Source organism: Actinomadura oligospora ATCC 43269 (assembly GCF_000518265.1).
GTDB classification, from domain to species: domain Bacteria; phylum Actinomycetota; class Actinomycetes; order Streptosporangiales; family Streptosporangiaceae; genus Spirillospora; species Spirillospora oligospora.
Genome location: NZ_JADG01000011.1, coordinates 265091 through 283686 on the forward strand (window position 1 = coordinate 265091; position 18596 = coordinate 283686).

Genomic DNA, 18596 nt, shown 5'->3' on the forward strand with positions numbered 1-18596 from the left:
ACTCGTGGTTCGGGTCACTTCGCTCGGGTCACTTCGCCCGGGTCACTCGTTCGCCCGGTCACTCGTCCGTAGGGAGATGTGGCCGGATCCGGCTCGGCAGAGAGCCGCCATCCCGGCGAGCGAGGGGTGCGACAGGCAGTCCCGCAGGGTGACCGGCACGCCGAGCCGGTCACGGATCCGCTCGGCGAGCACGGGGAGGAGCAGCGAGTGGCCGCCGGAGGCGAGGAAGCTCTCCTCGACGGTGGCGGGCGCGGCGCCCAGCAGGTCCTGCCAGATCGCCGCCAGCTCGCGCTCGGTGCCCGTCCGCGGCGGGCGGCCCCGGCGGGCGAGCACCCGGGCCGGGTCCGGCAGGCGGAGGCGGTCCACCTTCCCCGCGATGTTCCGCGGCAGGCCCGCCTCCAGGGGGTGGAAGGCGATCAGCCGCATCGAGGCCCCGAACCTCCGGTGGAGGTGCGCGCGCCACGTGTCGGGGTCGGTCGCGGTGGCGTCCACCGGAACGACGTGGGCCAGCAGGTGGGTGACCAGGCCGTGGTCGCCGGTCACGGGGACGACCGCGCACTCGCGCACCGACGGGTGCGCGGCCAGCTCGGTCTCGACGTCGGCGAGTTCGACCCGGTTGCCGCCGACCTTCACCTGGTGGTCGCGGCGTCCGCGGAACTCCAGCACGCCGTCCCAGCGCCACCGGCCGAGGTCGCCGGTCCGGTAGCAGGGGGTCGCGCCGTCCGGGCCCGGGAGCGGGCGGAAGGCGCTCGCGTCGTCGCCGCCGACGTATCCCCCGGCCGAGTACGGGCTGAGGATCACGATCTCGCCGGTGACCCCGGCGGGGCACGGACGCCCCCGCCCGTCGAGGACCAGGATCCGGCGGCCGGGGATGGGACGGCCGACCGGGACGGTCGCCGGGACCGGCCCGGTGACCTCGTACCAGGTGGCCGCGATGGTCTCGGTCGGGCCGTAGGCGTTGAAGATCCGCGCGTGGGGCGCGGCCTCGCGCAGGTCGTTCACCAGCGCCCCGGACAGCGCCTCGCCCATCAGGACGACGCGGTCCAGCGTCCGGGGCCAGCCGTCCTCGCGGTCCCGCGCCGCCCGCAGCAGTTCGGCGGCGAAGCTGGGGACGGTCTGGAGGAAGGTGACGCCCTCGTCCGCCAGCCAGTCGAGCAACGCCTCGGGGTTCAGCCTGATCCGGTCGGGGACCACGCACAGGGTGCCGCCCGCCACGAGGGTCGCGAAGACCTCGCACAGGCTCGGGTCGTGCTCGGGGGTGACCCACAGGGCCACGCGTGAGCGGCGTCCGATGCCCCACGCGCCGTTCATCCAGGCGGCGAACTGGGCGAGCGCGCCATGGGTCTGCGCGATGCCCTTGGGCTTGCCGGTCGATCCGGAGGTGTACGCGACGTACGCGATCCGGTCCAGGTCGAGCGGCGGGTCCGGCAGGGGCCGGGCGGGCGGCGACGCCTGGGCGGCCTCGTCGCCGGGGGTGTCGTGTCCGGGGCCGTCGTGTCCGGGGTCGATGAGCGTGCCGCCGAGGTTGTCGGCGTACCAGCGTTCCAAGTCCCCGTCGGGGGTCCCGGTGACCAGGCACGCCGGTTTCAGCTCGGCGAGCACCGACCGGCCCCGCTCCCCCGCGTCCCCAGATCCGAACCAGACCACGTGCGCGCCCGCGAGGTGGGCGGCCACGGACGCGGTGAGCTGCGCGGGACCGTGCGCCATCCGGACGGCCACGGGGGCTCCGTCGGCTCCGGCGTCCCGCAGCCGGACGGCGAGCGCCGAGGCGTCCGCGAGCAGGTCGCGATAGGTGAGCCGTCCGTCCGGCCAGGTCATCGCGTCGCCGTCGGAGTGCTTGCCGAGCAGCGCGTGCACGGGCTCGTGCGGGGCGTCCGTGTCGTGGACGTCGCCCGCCCGCCGACCGGTCTCGATCCGCTCGCGGTCCTCCAGGGGCAGGTCGGTGAGCGGGGCGCCCGGGTGTTCGGCCGCCGCGTCCAGCAGGGTCCGCAGGTGGCCGAGGATCGCCGTGGGCGCGGGGTGGGCCGGGTGCGCGCGGAAGCCCAGCCGTCCCCGGACCGACGCGTCCAGGTCGTCCAGCCTCAGGCACAGGTCGGAGAGCTCGGCGTCGGCCACCGGGTCGGCCTCGACCCGCGCCCCGGGGAGGACGAGCCGCGCCTCCGGGGCCGGGGGGACGAACGTGGCGTCGCTCCACGGGACGCGGTCGCGGTCCCCGCCGACCGTCCGGACGACCTCGGTGAAGGGCAGGAAGCGGTGGTCGCGGGCCTCGGCGAGGGACCGGGCGACCGCGGCGGCCAGCGCGGCGAAGGTCGGCTCGTCCTCGGGACGGCCGCACACCACCACCGGGTTCTCCAGCGGCCCGACCGTGCGCTCGAATCCCGCCGGACGCGCGTCCATCGGCACGGTCACCGGGACGACGCCGCCGCCATAGCGGTGCAGCAGGGTCTGGAACGCCGCGAGGAGCACGACCTCGGGCGTCGTCCCGCACGCGCGGGCGAGCGAGGCGACCCGGGCAGCGGTCGCGGGGCCCCAGTCGAAGTCCAGGGAGGACGGCGGCCGGGACGGATCGGGGTCGCGGTCGAAGGGCGGCGCGGGCGGCGGCACGGTGAGCACGCCGCTCCAGTACCGGCGGGCGTCCCGCCACCACGACGCGTCCCGCGCGTCGCGTTCCCAGTCGAGGTAGTCGGCGAACGGCCGCGCCGCGTTCGCCGCGTTCGCCGCGTTCCGCTCGCCTCCGGCGGACCGTCCGAAGGTCTCGGACAGCTCGTCGGTCAGCAGGGCCAGGGAGGCGCGGTCGGCGACGGCGCGATGGACGGCCAGCTCGACGCGGTGGTCGCGTGCCCCGGTCCGCGTGACGGTGAGGGCGGCCACCGGGCCGGTGGACAGGTCGATCGGGCCGTCGCCGAGGTCTGGAACGGCGCGCGCGGCCGGGACGCCTTCCTCCGGCGCGACGCGCGTCCGGAGGATCTCGTGCCGGGAGAGGACGAGCCGCCACGCCTCGCGCAGCCCGCCCGCGTCGAGGTCGCCGGTCACCCGGAAACCCCGCCGCGAGACCAGCGCGGACGCGTCGCGGCCGATCCGGTCCAGGAACCAGATCCCCTCCTGGGCGAGGGAAATGGCCGGTCGCCGCGGCGCCGGAATATTCGATGCGGCCATTCACACCTCCTTCGACGCTCGAATCCTCACACGGCACCGAACGCGGGTGCTTCTCGTGAATTGCGCGGCGATTCCGCAGGTGACCGGGGTGGTGGCGGCACCGGAACGCAATCACCAGGATGCGCGCGCATTCCCCCGGACCAGACGATGGACGCCGACGAACAGGCCCCGGAATCGGAGGAGCCGAATGATGGCCGACTGGAGTCCGCAGGAGATCGAGGATCGGGTCAGGGAGATCTGGGCCGGCGTGCTGAACGCGGGAGAGGGCGAGGAGGACGCCACGTTCTTCGAACTGCACGGGCAGTCGATCTCCGCGGCCCGCATCATCGCCCGGATCGAGGACGAGTTCGGGGTGGCGGTGGACATCGGCGTCCTGTTCCGCGACTGCGACGTCGCCATGCTGGCCCGCGAGGTGATGGCCACCGAGCGGCGTCCCTGACCGGGGCGTCCCAGGTGGCGGAGACAGCCTGGACGTGAAAAAACGGGCGGTCCGGATCCCGGGTACCGGTGTCTTGCCGGTGCCGAGCTGGCGGTGGGGATCCGGACCGCCCGTGTCTCTGGGGTGGGCGCCCGCGCGCGACCGGTGGTCGGCGCGGGCGCCTGTCCGTGCGGTCAGCCGTCCATGACGGTCAGCCGTCTATAGGGTCAGCGCCTGCGCGCGATGGTCAGTCCGTCGGCGATGGGGAGCATCACCGTGTCGAGCCGTTCGTCCGCCGCGAGCGCCGCGTTGAAGTCGCGTACCTGGCGGGCGCTGGCGCGCATGAGGGCGTCGCCCGCCAGGTCCGGGTCCAGGACGTAGCCGTCGAGCAGGACGTTGTCGGCGATCAGCAGGCCCCCCGGCCGCAGCAGCGGCACGGCCAGGGGGAGGTAGTTGGGATAGTTCATCTTGTCGGCGTCGATGAAGACGATGTCGGCGCCCCCTCCGGAGAGGGCCGGGTCGGAGGGCAGGGCGGCCAGCGTCCGCCCGGCCGCGCCGAGGCGGAAGTCGACGCGGTCCGCCACGCCCGCCTTCTCCCAGTGCTCGCGCGCCAGGGCGAGGTGGGCGTCGGACACGTCGCAGGTGATGACGGTGCCGCCCGGCTCGAGGCCGCGGGCGAACGCCAGCGCCGACAGGCCGGTGAAGGTCCCGACGTCCACGACGGTCCGGGCGCCGACGGTCCGGGCGAGCAGGGTGAGCAGGGCGGCCTGCTCGAGCGGGACCATCATGCCCGCCTCGGCGCCGAGCCCGGCCGTCCGCTCGGCCAGATCGACCAGTACGGGGTCGGCCGGGCTGCACGACCGCACGAGGTAGGCGCCCATCGCCTCGCTCACCGGGACGTGCTTGACCGTGGGGGGTGGCGTGCTGCCGTTCACGGTGTCTCCCTCTCGCTCGTCGTCTCCCTCTCGCCCGTCAGATGTAGAGCGAGTCGGGCTCCTGACCGGCGAGGATCCGGCCGTAGAGCTCGGCGTTGGTGTCGGGGTTCATCAGCGCGTGCAGGTTCACCGACTGGACGTCGGCGAGGATCCGGGCGATCGGGACGTCCCGGTAGATCGAGGAGCCGCCGCTCGCGCGGGCGTAGACCTCCACGGCCTCCCGGCTGCGGCGGCAGGCGGCGCCCAGCTCGCCGCGCGCGAGCACGCGGTCGGCGACCGACCACTCCTCGCCCTCGGCGGCCTTGCCGTCGACGAGCGCGGCGAGCCGCTCGGCGTGGAACTCCGCCTCGTCCGCCAGCTGGGCGGCCTGCGCGGCCTGAAGGTGGGTGATCGGGGCCTCCTCCTGCCGGTCGTACCCGGTGTAGGTGATCTTCCGGTTGGGCAGCCGGTCGTAGAAGACGTCACGGGCGGCGCGGGCGAGCCCGACGGTGACGCCCACCGACGACGCCGACGCCACCGGCACCAGCGGCGCGCGGTACATCGGACGCTCGGCGCTGACCTTCGAGACGGCCTGGCCGTTGAGGGCCGCGCCGAGCGGCAGCACCCGGGCGGCCGGGACGAACAGGTCCGTCGCCACCGTGCTGATGCTGCCGGTGCCGCGCAGGCCGGAGGTGTCCCAGTCGTCGACGACCGTCAGGTCCGACATCGGGACCAGGGCCATGACCGGCTGCGGCTCCTTGTCGGCGCTCAGCACCACCGCGATGATCTCCTGCCAGTGCGCGTGGTGCGCGCCGGTGATGAAGCCCCACTTGCCGTTGACGACGATGCCGCCGTCCGCCTCGGTCGCCATGCCGGACGGGCTGAGCGTCCCGCAGACGCGGACGTCCGGCGTCGAGAACACCTCGTCCTGCACCTCGTCGGGGAACAGGCCGGCCATCCAGGTCGGGATCCAGTACACCTGCGTCGTCCAGGCCAGCGACCCGTCCACGGCGCCGAGCTCGGCCGCCACCCGCACCAGGGTCCGGGTGTCGGCCTCGTAGCCGCCGTAACGGACCGGCGTGCGCAGCCTGAACAGGCCCGCGTCGGCGAGCGCCTCGATCTGCTCGTCGGCGAGCCGCCGGTTCTGCTCGGACCACGCCACGTGGTCGCGGGCGGCCTTCGCCGCGCGCGCCGCGCGCTCCACCAGTTCCTCGTGCGTCGGAACGTCGGTCGTCACCATCGCGTCCACCTCCGGAAGCCGATCAGGACCCTCACCTGCCCGACGCTCCCACCGCGGGCCGGGGCCCGGCATCTTCCCGAATGCTCACGGGCACCACGCCGCACGTGCCGAGGGCCGCGCACGCTGGAAGAAGTCCGCGCCACGGGCGAATGCGATCGTTTCGGGGAACCCACCGAGACGGGAGTGAACGTGACGATCTCCTCGACCCCCTCGACACGCTCGGCCGCCATGCTCGAAGACCTGGACCGGCGTCATGTCCTCCACCCGCACGAACGCGGGCACCGCAGCGAACGCCGCGTCATGGTGCGCGGCGAGGGCAGCACGGTCTGGGACGCGTCGGGCCGCGAGTTCCTGGACGCCCTCGGCGGCGGCATCTGGGTGGCCCAGGTGGGCCACGGCCGCCGGGAGCTGGCGGACGCGGCGTCCCGGCAGCTGTCCGAGCTGGCCCACTTCACCAGCTTCTTCGAGTACGGCACCGACAAGGGCGCCCTGCTCGCCGAGAAGCTGGTGGGGCTCGCGCCCGCGACGATGGAGCGGGTCTTCTTCACCTGCAGCGGCTCGGAGGCCGTCGACACGGCGATGAAGCTGGCCCGGCTCTACCACCACCACCGCGGCGAGCCCGACCGCAACTGGATCATCGCCCGGCACTACGGCTACCACGGCACGACCTACGGCAGCGGCACCGCGACCGGCATCCCCAACATGCAGGTCGCCGTCGGCCCGAACCTTCCGCACGTCGAGAAGGTCATGCCGCCCTACCCGTACCGCCCGGAGATGTACGGCGGCCAGGACACCACCGAGTTCCTGATCAACGAGCTGTCGGAGACCATCGAGCGGCTCGGCGCCGGGAACATCGCCGCGATGATCGGCGAGCCGGTGCTCGGCGGCGGCGGCGTGATCGCGCCCCCGGCCGACTACTGGCCGCGGGTGCGGGAGTTGCTGCGCTCGCACGGCATCCTGCTCATCGCCGACGAGGTCATCACCGGCTACGGCCGGATCGGCAGCTGGTTCGACTCCGCGCCGCGCGGCATGGACGCCGACATCATCACCACCGCCAAGGGCCTGACCAGCGGCTACCTCCCCATGGGCGCGGTGCTCATGCGCGACGAGATCGCCGCGTCCGTGGCGGGCGGCGAGCGCGACTTCTTCCACGGCCACACCTACTCCGGGCACCCGGTCGCGGCGGCCGTGGCGCTGGCCAACCTCGAGATCATCGAGAAGGAGGGCCTGCTGGCCCGGTCGATGGCGATCTCCGAGTGGTTCCGCGCCGGGCTCGCCCCGGCCGCCGCGCTGGCCCCGGTCGGCGACATCCGGGTCGAGGGCGCGATGGCCGGGATCGAGCTGGTGGCGAACAAGGAGACGCGCGAGCCGCTCACCGACACGCTCGCCCTCGCCGTGGCCGACGAGCTCTACGAGACGCACGGCGTCATCACCCGCAACTACGGGCCGACGCTGGTGCTCTCCCCGCCGCTGGTGTTCGAGCGCGCCGAGGCCGAGCGGACGACCTCCGCGATCGTCGACGTGCTGGGCCGCCTGGACGTCGAGTCCGGCCGGATCGCCCCGCGCTGACGCCCCCGCGCCCGGGCGGCGTCCCCCGCCCGGGCGAACGTCCCCGGGCGAACGCCCCCGGGCGGGCGTCCCCCCGGGCGGGCGTCCCCCCGGGCGGGCGTCCCCCCGGGCGGGCGTCCCCCCGGGCGGGCGTCCCCCCCCGCCTGGTCGAGCGTCTCCCCCGCGCTGTTCAGCGCCCTTCCGCGCCCGTGACGGACGGCACACTCCCGTCCCGCCCGTCACGGGCTTCGCTCGCCCGCCGGTCCGTCCCCGCCGGCGTTCCGTCCAGCCGTCCATGTCGAGTCGAAGAACGTCGAGTCGAGCAAGGTGGTCGATCGTATGAAGGCAGCCGTCATTCCCGAGGTCAACGCCGCGTGGCGGATCCAGGAGGTGCCCACGCCGGAGCCCGGGCCCGGCGAGGTGCTGGTCCGGGTACGCGCCTCGGGCATCTGTTTCAACGACGTCCTCACCACGCGGGGCATCATCCCGTTCCCGCCGTTCTCCCCCGCCGTCCTGGGGCACGAGGCGGCGGGCGAGGTCGTCGGCGTCGGCGCGGGGGTCACCTCGCGGCAGGAGGGCGACCGCGTGGGCGTGCCCTGGATGCAGGGCTCCTGCGGGCGCTGCGACTACTGCGCGCGGAACCTGCCGCTGTCCGGCCAGGCGGCCTTCGAGTGCGCGATGCCGCGGATGACCGGCATCACCGTGCCGGGCGGCCAGGCCGAGTACGTGGTGGCGGCGGCCTCGGGGACCGTGCTCCTGCCGTCCGGGCTGGACTACGAGCTGGCCGCGCCCGTCCTCTGCGCGGGCAACACCGCGTGGGGCGCGCTGCGCAAGGCCGAGGCCCGGCCGTACGAGCGGGTCGCGGTGCTCGGCATCGGCGGCCTCGGCCACATGGCGCTCCAGTACGCCGCGGCGGCGGGCCACGAGACCATCGCCATCACCCGTTCGCCCGACAAGCACAAGGCCGCCAAGGAGCTCGGGGCCGCGACGGTCGTCGCGGACGGCGAGGGGCTGGAGGCCGCGGGCGGCGCCGACGTCATCCTGGTGACCGGGCCGTCCTACACCGCCGCCTCGGACGCGATGCGCGGCCTGCGGACCGGCGGGCGGATCGTCCTCGCCGGGATCGACGGAATGTCGCCGTTCACCCTCGCCCCCGACATGGCCAGGCCCTTCTTCGCCCGCGGGCAGCGGGTGCTCGGCGCCACCCACGAGGGCCCGGACGCCCTGCGCGAGGCCCTGGAGATCGTCGCGTCCGGGAAGGTCACCCCGCGCGTCGAGGCGTACGGCCACGCGAACGTCGCCGACGCCTTCGACCGCGTGGCCAAGGGCGAGGCGCGCTTCCGCGCCGTCGTGACCTACTGACGGCCGGCGTGACCCAGCGACGGCCGAGAGGAGCGGATCATGAACGGTAAGTGCAGGGTGTGCGGGGGCGCGGTCAGGGAGTTCATCGACCTGGGACGGCAGCCGTCGGCGAACGCCTTCCTCCTCCCCTCCGAGGTGGACGGGGAGTTCTTCTTCCGGCTCGCCGCGGGCGCCTGCGAGCGGTGCTCGATGGTGCAGCTGCTGGAGGAGGTGCCGCAGACCGTCCGCTACCACGAGGGGTACCGGTACCGGGCCTCCGGATCGGCGGGACACCGCAGGCACTTCGAGGGGAACGCCCGCCGGTTCCTGCGGGACGAGCTCACCGGCCCCGACGCGTTCATCGTCGAGATCGGCTGCAACGACGGCGTCATGCTCTCGACCGTGGCGGACGCGGGCGTGCGGCACCTCGGCGTCGAGCCGTCGGCGAACGTGGCGGAGGAGGCCAGGGCCAAGGGCGTCAGCGTCCGCGAGGACTTCTTCGACGAGACGACGGCGGCGGAGATCCGCGCCGAGCACGGTCCCGCCCGGGTCGTGTTCGGCGCGAACACGATCTGCCACATCGCCCACATCGACTCGGTCCTGCGGGGCGTGGACGGGCTGCTCGGGCCCGGCGGGGTGTTCGTGTTCGAGGAGCCCTACCTCGGCACGGTCCTGGAACAGGGCGCGTTCGACCAGATCTACGACGAGCACGTCTTCTACTTCAGCGTGACCTCGGTGCGGGAGATGGCCCGCAGGTTCGGCCTCGACCTGGTCGACGCCGAGCGCATCCCGCTGCACGGCGGCGAGATCCGCTACACGCTCGCGCGGATCGGGGAACGCCCGGTCCGTCCGGCCGTGGGCCGCCTGATCGAGGAGGAGCGGGCCCGGGGACTGTCCTCGCCGGAGGCGCTGCGGCGCTTCGGGGACAACGTCCGGCGCGTCCGGGACGACCTGACGACGTTGCTGCGGAAGCTGCGGGACGACGGCAAGCGGGTGGTCGGGTACGGCGCGCCCGGCAAGGCCACCACCGTCACCAACCTGTGCGGGATCGACACCGACCTGGTGCCGTTCGTGTGCGACTCCACGCCGGACAAGCAGGGCAGGCTGGTGCCCGGTTCGCACCTGCCGGTCCGTCCGCCCGAGGACTTCGCGCGGCCCTACCCCGACTACGCGCTGCTGTTCGCCTGGAACCACGCCGAGGAGATCATGGCGAAGGAGGAGGACTTCCGGCGTGCGGGCGGGAAGTGGATCCGCTACGTCCCGACGGTCACCGTCACCTGACGGACGGCCTCGCCCGGACGACGACTCGCGGCGGGCGCCCCGTAAGAGGAGGGGCGCCCGCCGCGAGTCCGTGTCGTCGGGGTCTTTGTCGGGGTCGTCGTCGGGTCGTCGTGGCCGGTCGGCCGTCGCGACTCCGCGCCGGGGTCAGCCGAGCACGTGGCGGACCTTCCGCACCGCGGCCACCAGCGCGTCGATCTCCTCGGCGGTCGTGTAGAGGTGGAACGAGGCGCGGATCATCGACGGGACGCCGTACCGGGTGCAGACGGGCGTGGCGCAGTGCCGTCCCACCCGGACCTGCACGCCCTCGGCGTCCAGCACCTTGCCCGCGTCGTCGTGGCCGATCCCGTCGAGCGCGAAGGAGACCAGCCCGCCCCGGCTTTCGGCGCCGGCCGGTCCGAACAGGCGCAGGCCCGGGATCTCCGACAGTCCGGCGAGGGCCCGCTCGGTCAGGTCCCGCCCGTGGTCGCGGACGGCGTCCATCCCGGCCGCGCTCAGGTAGTCCGCCGCGGTCCCGAGGCCCACGGCCTGCACGATCGGCGGGGTTCCGGCCTCGAACCGGGCGGGCGGCGGGGCGTAGGTCGCCCCGGTCATCGACACCGCGTCGATCATCGAGCCGCCGCCGAGGAAGGGCGGCATGGCCCGCAGCAGCTCGCGGCGGCCCCACAGCACCCCGATCCCCGTCGGCCCGCACATCTTGTGCCCGGTGAACGCGGCGAGGTCCACGCCCAGGGCGGCCAGGTCGACCGGCATGTGCGGGACGGACTGGGACGCGTCCAGCATCACCAGCGCGCCCACCTCGCGGGCGCGGCGGACGATCGGCTCGACCGGGTTCACCGTGCCGAGGATGTTCGACACGTGCACGAAGGACACCAGCTTCGTGCGTTCGTTGAGGAGCCGGTCCAGGTCCGACAGGTCGAGCCGGCCGTCCTCGGTGAGCGGGATCCAGCGCAGCGTGGCGCCCGTCCGCCGGGTGAGCAGCTGCCACGGGACGAGGTTGGAGTGGTGCTCCATCTCCGTGACCAGGACCTCGTCGCCCGGGCCCAGCCGCAGGCGCGGGTCGTCGAACCCGTCGGCGCCGCTCGTCCCGAAGGCGTGCGCGACCAGGTTGATCGCCTCGGTGGAGTTCTTCGCGAACACCACCTCCCCGGACGGGCCGCCGCCGGCGAAGGCGGCCACCCGGGAGCGGGCCTCCTCGTAGGCCGCGGTCGCCTCGAGGCCGAGCGTGTTGACCGACCGGCCCACGTTGGAGGTGTGCCGCCGGTGGTGCCTCCCCATCGCCGCCACCACCTGGTCGGGCGTGTGGGAGGTGTTCGCCGAGTCGAGGTAGACCAGCGTGCGTCCGTTGACCCGCCGCCGCAGGTTCGGGAAGTCGGCCCGCAGCCGCTCCACGTCGTAACCGCGTCCGGCGGCCGGTGCTGCTTGTGCCACGGAGTCCTCGCAAGGGGATGAGGGCGAACGGAGAAGGGGACGGCGGAGGGACGGGGCGCGCGGGAGGGCCCGGGATGCGGAGGACCGGCCGCCGCTGGGATTTCGACGGCCGGTCCTCCGCGTGGCCGGGCACCAGTCCCCACCGGGGTGGGGACGGGCGGGGCCCCGGCGCCTCGCGTCAGTCCCCGAGGGGGGTGTTCTGGTAGGCGGTGATGAGCCACTGGCCGTCCTTCTCGACCAGCAGCCAGGTGGCCCGGATCGCCTCGTCCGCCGACGGCTCCTTCGCGCCCGCGGCGACCACGCCGCCCGTGGTGATGAGGACGACCGCGGTGTCGGACAGCGGCTTGATCATCTGCGGGGTGCCGGTGACGGTCGTCCCCTTGTAGGTGTCCTGGTACAGCTCGGCCATGTGGGCCCGGATCTCCTCGCGGCCCTTGAGGAACACGCCGCCGGGCAGGATCAGGGTCCCGTCCTCGGTGAAGACCTTGGCGAAGCTCTCGGCGTCGTTCTTGGCCCACGCGGCGACGATGCGGTTGGGCACCTGCTGCACTTTCATCAGGTCGATCGACATGGATGATCTGCCTTCCGTGCGGTGGTTCGGAGCGGTGTGCTCGTGCGCGCGGGGTCCCGCGCGCACGGTCGGGTCGGGTCGGTCACGGACGGACGGTCGCGGACGGTCAGACCCCTTCGGCCGCGTTGAGCTCGGCGTAGAAGGGGCACTTCAGGACGTGGTCGAAGGGCGCGAAGGTGTCCCAGCGGGACTCCTTGCGCATCAGCTCGTTGATCTCGCTCCGGCTCCAGAAGTCGCCGCTGAGCAGGCGCACCACCCACGGGTTGTCGTACCAGCGCAGCTCCTCGCGGTCCATGCCGACCGACTCCAGGTACGGCCGGATGTTGTAGCCGTGCTCGTAGTAGGCGTGGATGACGCGCGAGTACGTGTCGTACCCGGTCTTGAGGAAGTCGCTGTACGCCTTCTGCAGCTCCTCGGTCCGGGCGGGGTCGGAGAGGATGCCGTCGACGGCCTCGGCCGCGTGCACCCCGGTGGTCGTCGCGAGCAGGACGCCGCCGGAGAAGATCGGGTCGAAGAAGCAGGCCGCGTCGCCGACCAGGGACCAGCCGGGGCCGGTCACCGTGTCGGCGTAGTAGCAGTAGTCGGTCTCGACGTGCACCTCACCCGGCTGCGTGCCCTCGATCCGGGTGACGATCCGCGGCACGCGCCGGATGTGCTCGTCGAGGAGTTTGGCGGGATCCCCCTCGAGCAGCACCTCCCGCCGCATCACCGAGCCGACGCTGATGACGTCCTTGCGGATGGGGATGGCCCAGATCCAGCCGTCCTTGTGGCGGCCGATCTGGATGTCGCCCTCGTGACCCGGGTTCCTGCCCTCGTCCAGGTTCGCGAAGTGCTGGAACACCGCGACCATGCGCAGCCGGTCCACGTGGTTGCGGAGCCCGAAGGTCTTGGCGATCTTGCTGGCCCGTCCGCCCGCGTCCACCACGTGCCTCGCGCGGACGGTGTGCGACGCCCCCGCGTGCTCGTAGCGGACGCCCACGACGCGTCCCTCCTCCTGGAGGATGTCGTGGACGGTCGCCTCCTCGATCACGGTCGCCCCGGCGGCCTGGGCGAAGTCGGCGAGCATCTTGTCGAACCGCGCGCGTTCCACCTGGAACGCCGAGGGATGTCGTCCGGGGCCCTGCAGGTCGAAGGGCACCCGGCCGAACCTGCCCGAGGGGCCGCTGAACTCGGCACCGTACTTGGGCACGAAGCCCTGAGCACGCACGGTGTCGAGCAGGCCGATCCTCTCGAACAGGGCCATCGTCGGGGGGAGCAGAGATTCGCCGATGTGGAAGCGAGGCAGCGGCCTGCTCTCCAGCACCAGCACGGATCGGCCGAGCTGGGCGAGCCGGCTGGCGGTGGCGGCTCCTCCCGGTCCTGCGCCGATGACCACCACGTCAACGCTGGCCGGCAGGCCCTGGCGGTCGGACATTCTTCCTCCACTGATTCCCGCGGCGGTTCTCAATGTGTCCCGCCCGACCTCAGTATTTGATCGGGACGACCATTCCCCCATCTTCGGAAATGCGCTTGACGGCGGTGCCCGACGCGGCATTCAGGAGGATGTGCGGGCGCGTTCGGCGTCCTACCCTGCGGCTGGACTGTCGCATCATCCGACTGCCGTCCCCTCCGGCGGCAGGAGCCGACGGAAAGGGTGACCACGTGCCTGGGCACACACCTGCGAACGGAATCCTGGGCGTCCCCGGCGCCCACCTCTACTACGAGGTCCGCGGCAGCGGACCGGCGCTGCTCGTCATCGCCACGGGCAACGGCGACGCCGACCCGTTCGGCTTCATGGCCGACCTCCTCGCCGACCGCTACACCGTCATCACCTACGACCGGCGCGGCTTCTCCCGCAGCCCGCAGCACGAGGCGGTGCCGGACGAGCGGCGGGTCGACACCGACGTGGCGGACGCCGTGGCCCTCCTCGACCACCTCACGGTCGGTCCCGCGCACGTGCTGGGCACCTGCTCGGGAGGCGTCACGGCGCTCGCGCTGCTCGCCGCGTCGCCCGAGCGGATCCGCACGCTCGTCACCCACGAGCCGCCGCTGACCTCCCTGCTTCCCGACGCGGACGAGTGGGCCGCCTTCTACGACCGGCTGTACGACGTCTACCGCACCGAGGGCGTCGACCCCGCGAAGGAGATCTTCAAGGACACGATGGGCCTCGGCGAGACACGGCCGCCGAAGGGCGCCGAGCTGCCGCCCGAGCGGCTCGCCGCGATGCTGGAGCGGCTCAGGGTGAACCAGGTGTTCTGGTTCGAGCACGAGCTGCGCGTGTTCACCAACCACGAGCTGGACGTGGACGCGCTGAAGGCCGCCGCCGACCGGCTCGTCCTCGCGGGCGGGACCGCGTCCCGCGACGACGTGAACTACCGGCCCAACCTCGCCCTCGCCGAACGGCTCGGCCTGGAGGTCGTCGACTTCCCCGGCGGCCACCTGGGCTACGTGACCCACCCCCACGAGTTCGCCGAGACGCTGGACCGCGTGCTGCGCCCGAACTCCTGATCGCGCGGGAAAGGGGCGCCCCGCCGCCCCTCCGCACAATCGGAGTAGTCCGAGGCATAACACCTGTCTAGTTTCAACAATGATTGCCGAACAACTGCGGACATGCCGGCGGACGACGTTTCGAAACGCGGGTCCGGCATGGCGGAACGACGGTTTTCACCGGTCGGGTTCCGGCCGTCAGATACGGGTTCCACCCAGCTCACAGGGAAGCGGAGATCATGCCATCCTCCACCAGTTGGCAGAGAAGATCGATCCCGGGAGTCGCGGCGCTCGCGCTGATCCTGGTGATGTTCTTCGTCGCCAGAATCCCGGAGGCCTCGGGGACGCAACTCGCCGACCGCTACCGGTTCACCGAGATGCCGATCGCCATGCCGCCGGGCTACCAGCCCACGCAGACCGTGCGGAAGGTCAATCCGAAGTACCACCACATCCGCTCGTGGATCTCCTCGGTCGGCGCGGGGATCGCGCTCAACGACCTGACCGGCAAGGGCCGGGACGACGGGCTGTGCATCGTCGACCCGCGGTCCGACCAGGTCGTGGTCACCTACGCGCCGACCGCCCCGGCGTCCGACAGGTTCACGCCGTTCACGCTGAACGCGGCGCCGCTGCCCATGGACGCGCAGATGGCGCCGATGGGCTGCGTGCCGGGCGACCTCAACAGTGACGGGCGCATGGACCTGCTCGTCTACTACTGGGGTCGCACGCCGGTCGCGTTCCTCGCCAAGCCCACGGCGACGGCGCTCTCGGCCTCCGCCTACCAGCCGGTCGAGGTCGTCCCGCAGACGGCCAACGACGGCCGCTACCACGGGCCGCGCTGGAACACCAACGCCGTGAACATCGCGGACCTGCGCGGCACCGGGCACCCGGACATCCTGCTCGCGAACTACTTCCCGGACTCCGACGTCCTGGACCCGAACGGGCAGCCGAACGTGGTCATGAACTCCTCGATGTCCGACGCCAGGAACGCCGGCGGGACGCACGCGCTGCGGTGGGTCGGGGCGTCCTCGGGGGCGCAGCCGACCGTCCGGTACACCGAGGACGGCGCCGCGGTGCCGTTCCACTCCGGCAGCGGCTGGACGCTGGCCATGTCCAGCGCCGACCTCACCGGCGACGGCAAGCCGGAGGCCTACGTCGCCAACGACTTCGGCAAGGACCACCTGTTCTACAACCGGTCCACGGCCGACCGGATCCGCTTCACCGAGGCGACCGGTGAGCGCCACTCCACCACGCCCAAGTCGTTCGTCCTCGGCCACGACTCCTTCAAGGGCATGGGCGTGGACTTCACCGACCTGGAGAACAAGGGCCGGTTCGACATCCTGGTCAGCAACATCACCGTCGCGTGGGGCCTGGAGGAGAGCAACTTCGCCTTCATGAACAAGGCGAAGAACACCGCCGACATGGCCAAACAGATGGACGACGGCAAGGCGCCGTTCGAGCAGGAGGCCCACCAGCTCGGCATCGCCTTCCGCGGCTGGGGCTGGGACGTCAAGACCGGCGACTTCCTGAACAGCGGCCGCCAGGACATCGTCCAGGCCGAGGGGTTCGTCAAGGGGAAGATCAACCGCTGGCCGTGGCTGCAGGAGATGGCCATGACCAACGACATGATCTACACCAACCCCGCCATGTGGCCGCACATGCAGCCGGGTGACGACATCGACGGCAGCCAGCCGATCGCGTTCTACGGCCGGAAGAAGAACGGCGACCGCTACGCGAACCTCAGCAAGGAGCTCGGCCTGGACGAGCCGGTCCCCTCGCGCGGCATCGCCATCGGCGACACGCGCGGCACCGGCACCCTGGACTTCGCCATCGCCCGGCAGTGGGGCGCCCCCAACTTCTACGCCAACAACTCGCCCGGCCTCGGCAAGCACCTGAGCCTGCGGCTCTACCGTCCGGCGGACGGCGGCGGCAAGCCCGGCACCGGCCTCGCCGGTCCCGGCGTCCCGGCCTACGGCGCGACCGTGCAGATCCGCCTGCCGGACGGCCACACCCAGATCCAGCAGCTGGACGGGGGCGGTGGCCACAGCGGCAAGCGCGGCTTCGGGCTCCACTTCGGCCTCGGCTCCTACAGCGGCCCCGTGGCCGCCACCGTCCAGTGGTCCGACACGCAGGGCCAGCTCCACAAGCAGGACCTCCAGCTCACGCCGGGGGACCACGACCTCATCCTGACCAGCACCGCAACGGAGGCGGCGGGCCAATGACCACAGTCGTCGAGCAAGTCAACGCGCCGGTCCCGGCGGACCCCGCGAAACCCGCCAAGAAGGCGCCGGACGTCCGTTACCTGGCGCTGCGCAACTTCGCGATCTCCCTGTCGGTCTTCAACATCCTCGGGTACACCGTGCTCGGGTTCGAGCAGCCCTGGCTGTGGCCGTTCCTGGCCCTCGCCACCGGCTACACGACGGAGATCGTCTTCGAGATCGTCAGCGCCTGGGCGCACCGCACCACGCCGCGCTTCCGCGGGCGGGGACCGCGCGGGTTCATGGAGTTCATGCTCCCGTCGCACATCACCGCGCTGGCCGTCAACATGCTGCTCTACGCGAACAACCAATGGTGGCCCATCATGTTCGGGGTCATCGTGGCCGTCTCGCAGAAGCACTTTCTCAAGGCGCCGGTCAACGGCCGCTGGCGGCACTTCATGAACCCCTCGAACTTCGGCATCACGGTGACCCTGCTCGTGTTCGGGACCTGGGTCAGCATCGCGCCGCCCTACCAGTTCACCGAATACGCCAACAGCTTCTTCCGCATCACCGTGCCGATGCTCATCCTCATGGCGGGAACCGTCATCAACGCCGTCCTGACCAAGCGGGTCCTGCTCATCATGGGCTGGGTCGGCGGTTTCGCGATCCAGGCCCTCATCCGGCACTGGATCTGGGACGTGGCGCTTTTCACCGCCTTCGGCGCGATGAGCGGAGTGGCGTTCGTGCTCTACACGAACTACATGGTGACCGACCCCGGGACCACGCCGTCCAAGGGCCGCGCCCAGTTCATGTTCGGCAGCTCGATCGCCCTGGTCTACGCCCTGCTGATGGTCGGGAACGTGGTCTACACGCTGTTCTACGCGACCACCATCGTGTGCGGGATCCGCGGCCTCGGCTGGTGGGTCGCGCACCTGATGCGCAACCGCAGGGCCGCCGCCGAGACCAGTGCCCAAGCCGCCCCGTCCGGGGCCTGAAAAACCATTCACAAAGAGCGGCCCGACGCGGTCGTTCGCCAAGGAAAGGAAACCGGACATGGCTTCTGACGCTGAAGCGGTCGGCCCCAAGAGGACCAGGCGGCGGCGCCGCGCCGTTCTGACGCTGCTCGCCCTGGGCGCGCTCATGATGGCGTTCCGGGCAGTGCGCCAGCAGGCCGGCTGACAGGCGGCCGATACGCGCGCGGGCACACACGCGCGCGAGGGTGGCCGGAGGTTTCTGCGGAGATCTCCGGCCACCTTCGCGCGCGTTTCCCCTGCTTGTACGGCAATTCGACTGGCCGTCGCGGCCGTCCCCGGAAAATATTTTGGACCGTTTCGATGACTTTCCCCGACAGGGCCCGTCTCAACTACCGAGGCTTCGCGCAAGGGCGTCGCCCACGTGTTGAAGGAGGACCCCATGTCCGAGCAGAACCGAGTCGCCGCCGGCAAGAGGATCGCCACCAAGCTGGGCCTGGTCGGCGCGCTGACCCTCGGTCTTGCGGCCGCTTACGGGAGCGCTCCCGCGAGCGCGACCACGACCCTGGCCGCGGCTCCCGCGGCGACCGCCACGCCTTCGACGGGCCTGACGGACGGCCAGTCCGTCGCCGTGTCGGCGACCGGTCTCACCCCCAACTCCGTCCAGAACCTGGGCGAGTGCACGCTGACGCCGGCGAACGAGGCGGCGTGCGTCTCCCTTGGAAGCACCACGTCCGCGGCCGACGGTTCCGCGAACGCGTCGGTGACCGTCCACAAGACCTTCACCGCCACCGTGGGAGGCACCGTCTACGGCAATGTCGACTGCGGCGTCGTGCAGTGCTTCATCGGCATCTCCGACACCGGCACCAGCAGCGGCACCGGCGCCGGTGCGTTGATCTCCTTCGCGTGACCCCGTAACGACTAAAGCCGACTAAGACGTGCGGCCGGGCCGACCATCGGCCCGGCCGCACGCGTGTTCAGGCGGGAGGGTTCGGAGGATCGGAGGGACAGGACATCCGGAGGGGGGCGGAAGACTCGTAGGGGGCGGAAGACTCAGAAGGGGCAGA

General features: G+C 72.2%; 15 protein-coding genes. 9 read left to right on the forward strand and 6 right to left on the reverse strand.

What is annotated here, in order from left to right:
• Nucleotides 1-42: 42 nt before the first annotated feature.
• A complete protein-coding gene (locus P696_RS46740) occupies nucleotides 43-3156 on the reverse strand; it encodes an AMP-binding protein (RefSeq protein WP_051467887.1) in 3114 nt (1037 codons plus the stop codon).
• A 190-nt stretch (nucleotides 3157-3346) separates the two neighbouring features.
• Here P696_RS46740 and P696_RS56975 point away from each other — a divergent pair, with 190 nt between their 5' ends.
• Nucleotides 3347-3595 carry an acyl carrier protein gene (locus P696_RS56975; protein ID WP_026413618.1) on the forward strand — a complete coding sequence of 83 codons (249 nt, stop codon included), beginning with the start codon at nucleotides 3347-3349 and terminating at the stop codon, nucleotides 3593-3595.
• Between the two features lie 206 nt (nucleotides 3596-3801).
• Here P696_RS56975 and P696_RS0119405 read toward each other — a convergent pair whose 3' ends face one another.
• Nucleotides 3802-4509: an O-methyltransferase gene (locus tag P696_RS0119405; RefSeq protein WP_026413619.1), complete on the reverse strand. Its 708-nt coding sequence runs from the start codon at nucleotides 4507-4509 to the stop codon at nucleotides 3802-3804.
• A 37-nt stretch (nucleotides 4510-4546) separates the two neighbouring features.
• On the reverse strand, nucleotides 4547-5728 hold the full coding sequence (locus tag P696_RS0119410; RefSeq protein WP_026413620.1) for an acyl-CoA dehydrogenase family protein: 1182 nt from the start codon (nucleotides 5726-5728) through the stop codon (nucleotides 4547-4549).
• 189 nt (nucleotides 5729-5917) lie between these two features.
• Here P696_RS0119410 and P696_RS0119415 point away from each other — a divergent pair, with 189 nt between their 5' ends.
• The 3 genes from P696_RS0119415 (at nucleotide 5918) to P696_RS0119425 (ending at nucleotide 9898) form a co-directional block, all read left to right on the forward strand.
• Entirely contained in the window at nucleotides 5918-7297 is a 1380-nt protein-coding gene (locus P696_RS0119415) for an aminotransferase family protein (RefSeq protein ID WP_026413621.1), read from the forward strand.
• Nucleotides 7298-7615: 318 nt separating this feature from the next.
• Nucleotides 7616-8638, forward strand: a complete 1023-nt coding sequence (locus P696_RS0119420) for an alcohol dehydrogenase catalytic domain-containing protein (RefSeq protein ID WP_026413622.1) — start codon at nucleotides 7616-7618, stop codon at nucleotides 8636-8638.
• A 39-nt stretch (nucleotides 8639-8677) separates the two neighbouring features.
• A complete protein-coding gene (locus tag P696_RS0119425) occupies nucleotides 8678-9898 on the forward strand; it encodes a class I SAM-dependent methyltransferase (RefSeq protein ID WP_026413623.1) in 1221 nt (406 codons plus the stop codon).
• Between the two features lie 144 nt (nucleotides 9899-10042).
• Here P696_RS0119425 and P696_RS0119430 read toward each other — a convergent pair whose 3' ends face one another.
• From P696_RS0119430 to P696_RS0119440, 3 genes are all read right to left on the reverse strand, one after another.
• The gene (locus tag P696_RS0119430) at nucleotides 10043-11326 is read right to left on the reverse strand and encodes an aminotransferase class V-fold PLP-dependent enzyme (RefSeq protein ID WP_026413624.1); all 1284 of its coding nucleotides are present in this window, start codon (nucleotides 11324-11326) and stop codon (nucleotides 10043-10045) included.
• A gap of 178 nt (nucleotides 11327-11504) precedes the next feature.
• Nucleotides 11505-11897 (reverse strand): SgcJ/EcaC family oxidoreductase, encoded by a 393-nt coding sequence (locus P696_RS0119435; RefSeq protein ID WP_026413625.1) that lies wholly within the window; start codon nucleotides 11895-11897, stop codon nucleotides 11505-11507.
• 106 nt (nucleotides 11898-12003) lie between these two features.
• Complete coding sequence (locus P696_RS0119440; RefSeq protein WP_026413626.1) at nucleotides 12004-13311, reverse strand: NAD(P)/FAD-dependent oxidoreductase; 1308 nt, start codon at nucleotides 13309-13311, stop codon at nucleotides 12004-12006.
• Nucleotides 13312-13538: 227 nt separating this feature from the next.
• Here P696_RS0119440 and P696_RS0119445 point away from each other — a divergent pair, with 227 nt between their 5' ends.
• The 5 genes from P696_RS0119445 to P696_RS0119465 all read left to right on the forward strand — a co-directional run bounded on the left by P696_RS0119445 (nucleotide 13539) and on the right by P696_RS0119465 (nucleotide 18439).
• Nucleotides 13539-14384, forward strand: a complete 846-nt coding sequence (locus P696_RS0119445; protein ID WP_034485750.1) for an alpha/beta fold hydrolase — start codon at nucleotides 13539-13541, stop codon at nucleotides 14382-14384.
• Between the two features lie 218 nt (nucleotides 14385-14602).
• On the forward strand, nucleotides 14603-16582 hold the full coding sequence (locus P696_RS0119450; protein ID WP_084337791.1) for an ASPIC/UnbV domain-containing protein: 1980 nt from the start codon (nucleotides 14603-14605) through the stop codon (nucleotides 16580-16582).
• Nucleotides 16579-17553 carry a hypothetical protein gene (locus tag P696_RS0119455; RefSeq protein WP_026413629.1) on the forward strand — a complete coding sequence of 325 codons (975 nt, stop codon included), beginning with the start codon at nucleotides 16579-16581 and terminating at the stop codon, nucleotides 17551-17553. Before P696_RS0119450 ends, P696_RS0119455 begins: the two co-directional genes overlap by 4 nt.
• A gap of 58 nt (nucleotides 17554-17611) precedes the next feature.
• Nucleotides 17612-17737 carry a hypothetical protein gene (locus P696_RS58805; RefSeq protein ID WP_281174964.1) on the forward strand — a complete coding sequence of 42 codons (126 nt, stop codon included), beginning with the start codon at nucleotides 17612-17614 and terminating at the stop codon, nucleotides 17735-17737.
• Nucleotides 17738-17971: 234 nt separating this feature from the next.
• Nucleotides 17972-18439: an enediyne antibiotic chromoprotein gene (locus P696_RS0119465; protein ID WP_051467889.1), complete on the forward strand. Its 468-nt coding sequence runs from the start codon at nucleotides 17972-17974 to the stop codon at nucleotides 18437-18439.
• Nucleotides 18440-18596 lie beyond the last annotated feature (157 nt).

Excerpts from the sequence above, each read along its gene's own strand:
- P696_RS46740 (WP_051467887.1), bottom strand. The coding sequence starts at position 3,156 with ATGGCCGCATCGAATATTCCGGCGCCGCGGCGACCGGCCATTTCCCTC.
- P696_RS56975 (WP_026413618.1), top strand. The coding sequence starts at position 3,347 with ATGGCCGACTGGAGTCCGCAGGAGATCGAGGATCGGGTCAGGGAGATC.
- P696_RS0119410 (WP_026413620.1), bottom strand. The coding sequence starts at position 5,728 with ATGGTGACGACCGACGTTCCGACGCACGAGGAACTGGTGGAGCGCGCG.
- P696_RS0119420 (WP_026413622.1), top strand. The coding sequence starts at position 7,616 with ATGAAGGCAGCCGTCATTCCCGAGGTCAACGCCGCGTGGCGGATCCAG.
- P696_RS0119425 (WP_026413623.1), top strand. The coding sequence starts at position 8,678 with ATGAACGGTAAGTGCAGGGTGTGCGGGGGCGCGGTCAGGGAGTTCATC.
- P696_RS0119435 (WP_026413625.1), bottom strand. The coding sequence starts at position 11,897 with ATGTCGATCGACCTGATGAAAGTGCAGCAGGTGCCCAACCGCATCGTC.
- P696_RS0119440 (WP_026413626.1), bottom strand. The coding sequence starts at position 13,311 with ATGTCCGACCGCCAGGGCCTGCCGGCCAGCGTTGACGTGGTGGTCATC.
- P696_RS0119450 (WP_084337791.1), top strand. The coding sequence starts at position 14,603 with ATGCCATCCTCCACCAGTTGGCAGAGAAGATCGATCCCGGGAGTCGCG.
- P696_RS0119455 (WP_026413629.1), top strand. The coding sequence starts at position 16,579 with ATGACCACAGTCGTCGAGCAAGTCAACGCGCCGGTCCCGGCGGACCCC.
- P696_RS58805 (WP_281174964.1), top strand. The coding sequence starts at position 17,612 with ATGGCTTCTGACGCTGAAGCGGTCGGCCCCAAGAGGACCAGGCGGCGG.
- P696_RS0119465 (WP_051467889.1), top strand. The coding sequence starts at position 17,972 with ATGTCCGAGCAGAACCGAGTCGCCGCCGGCAAGAGGATCGCCACCAAG.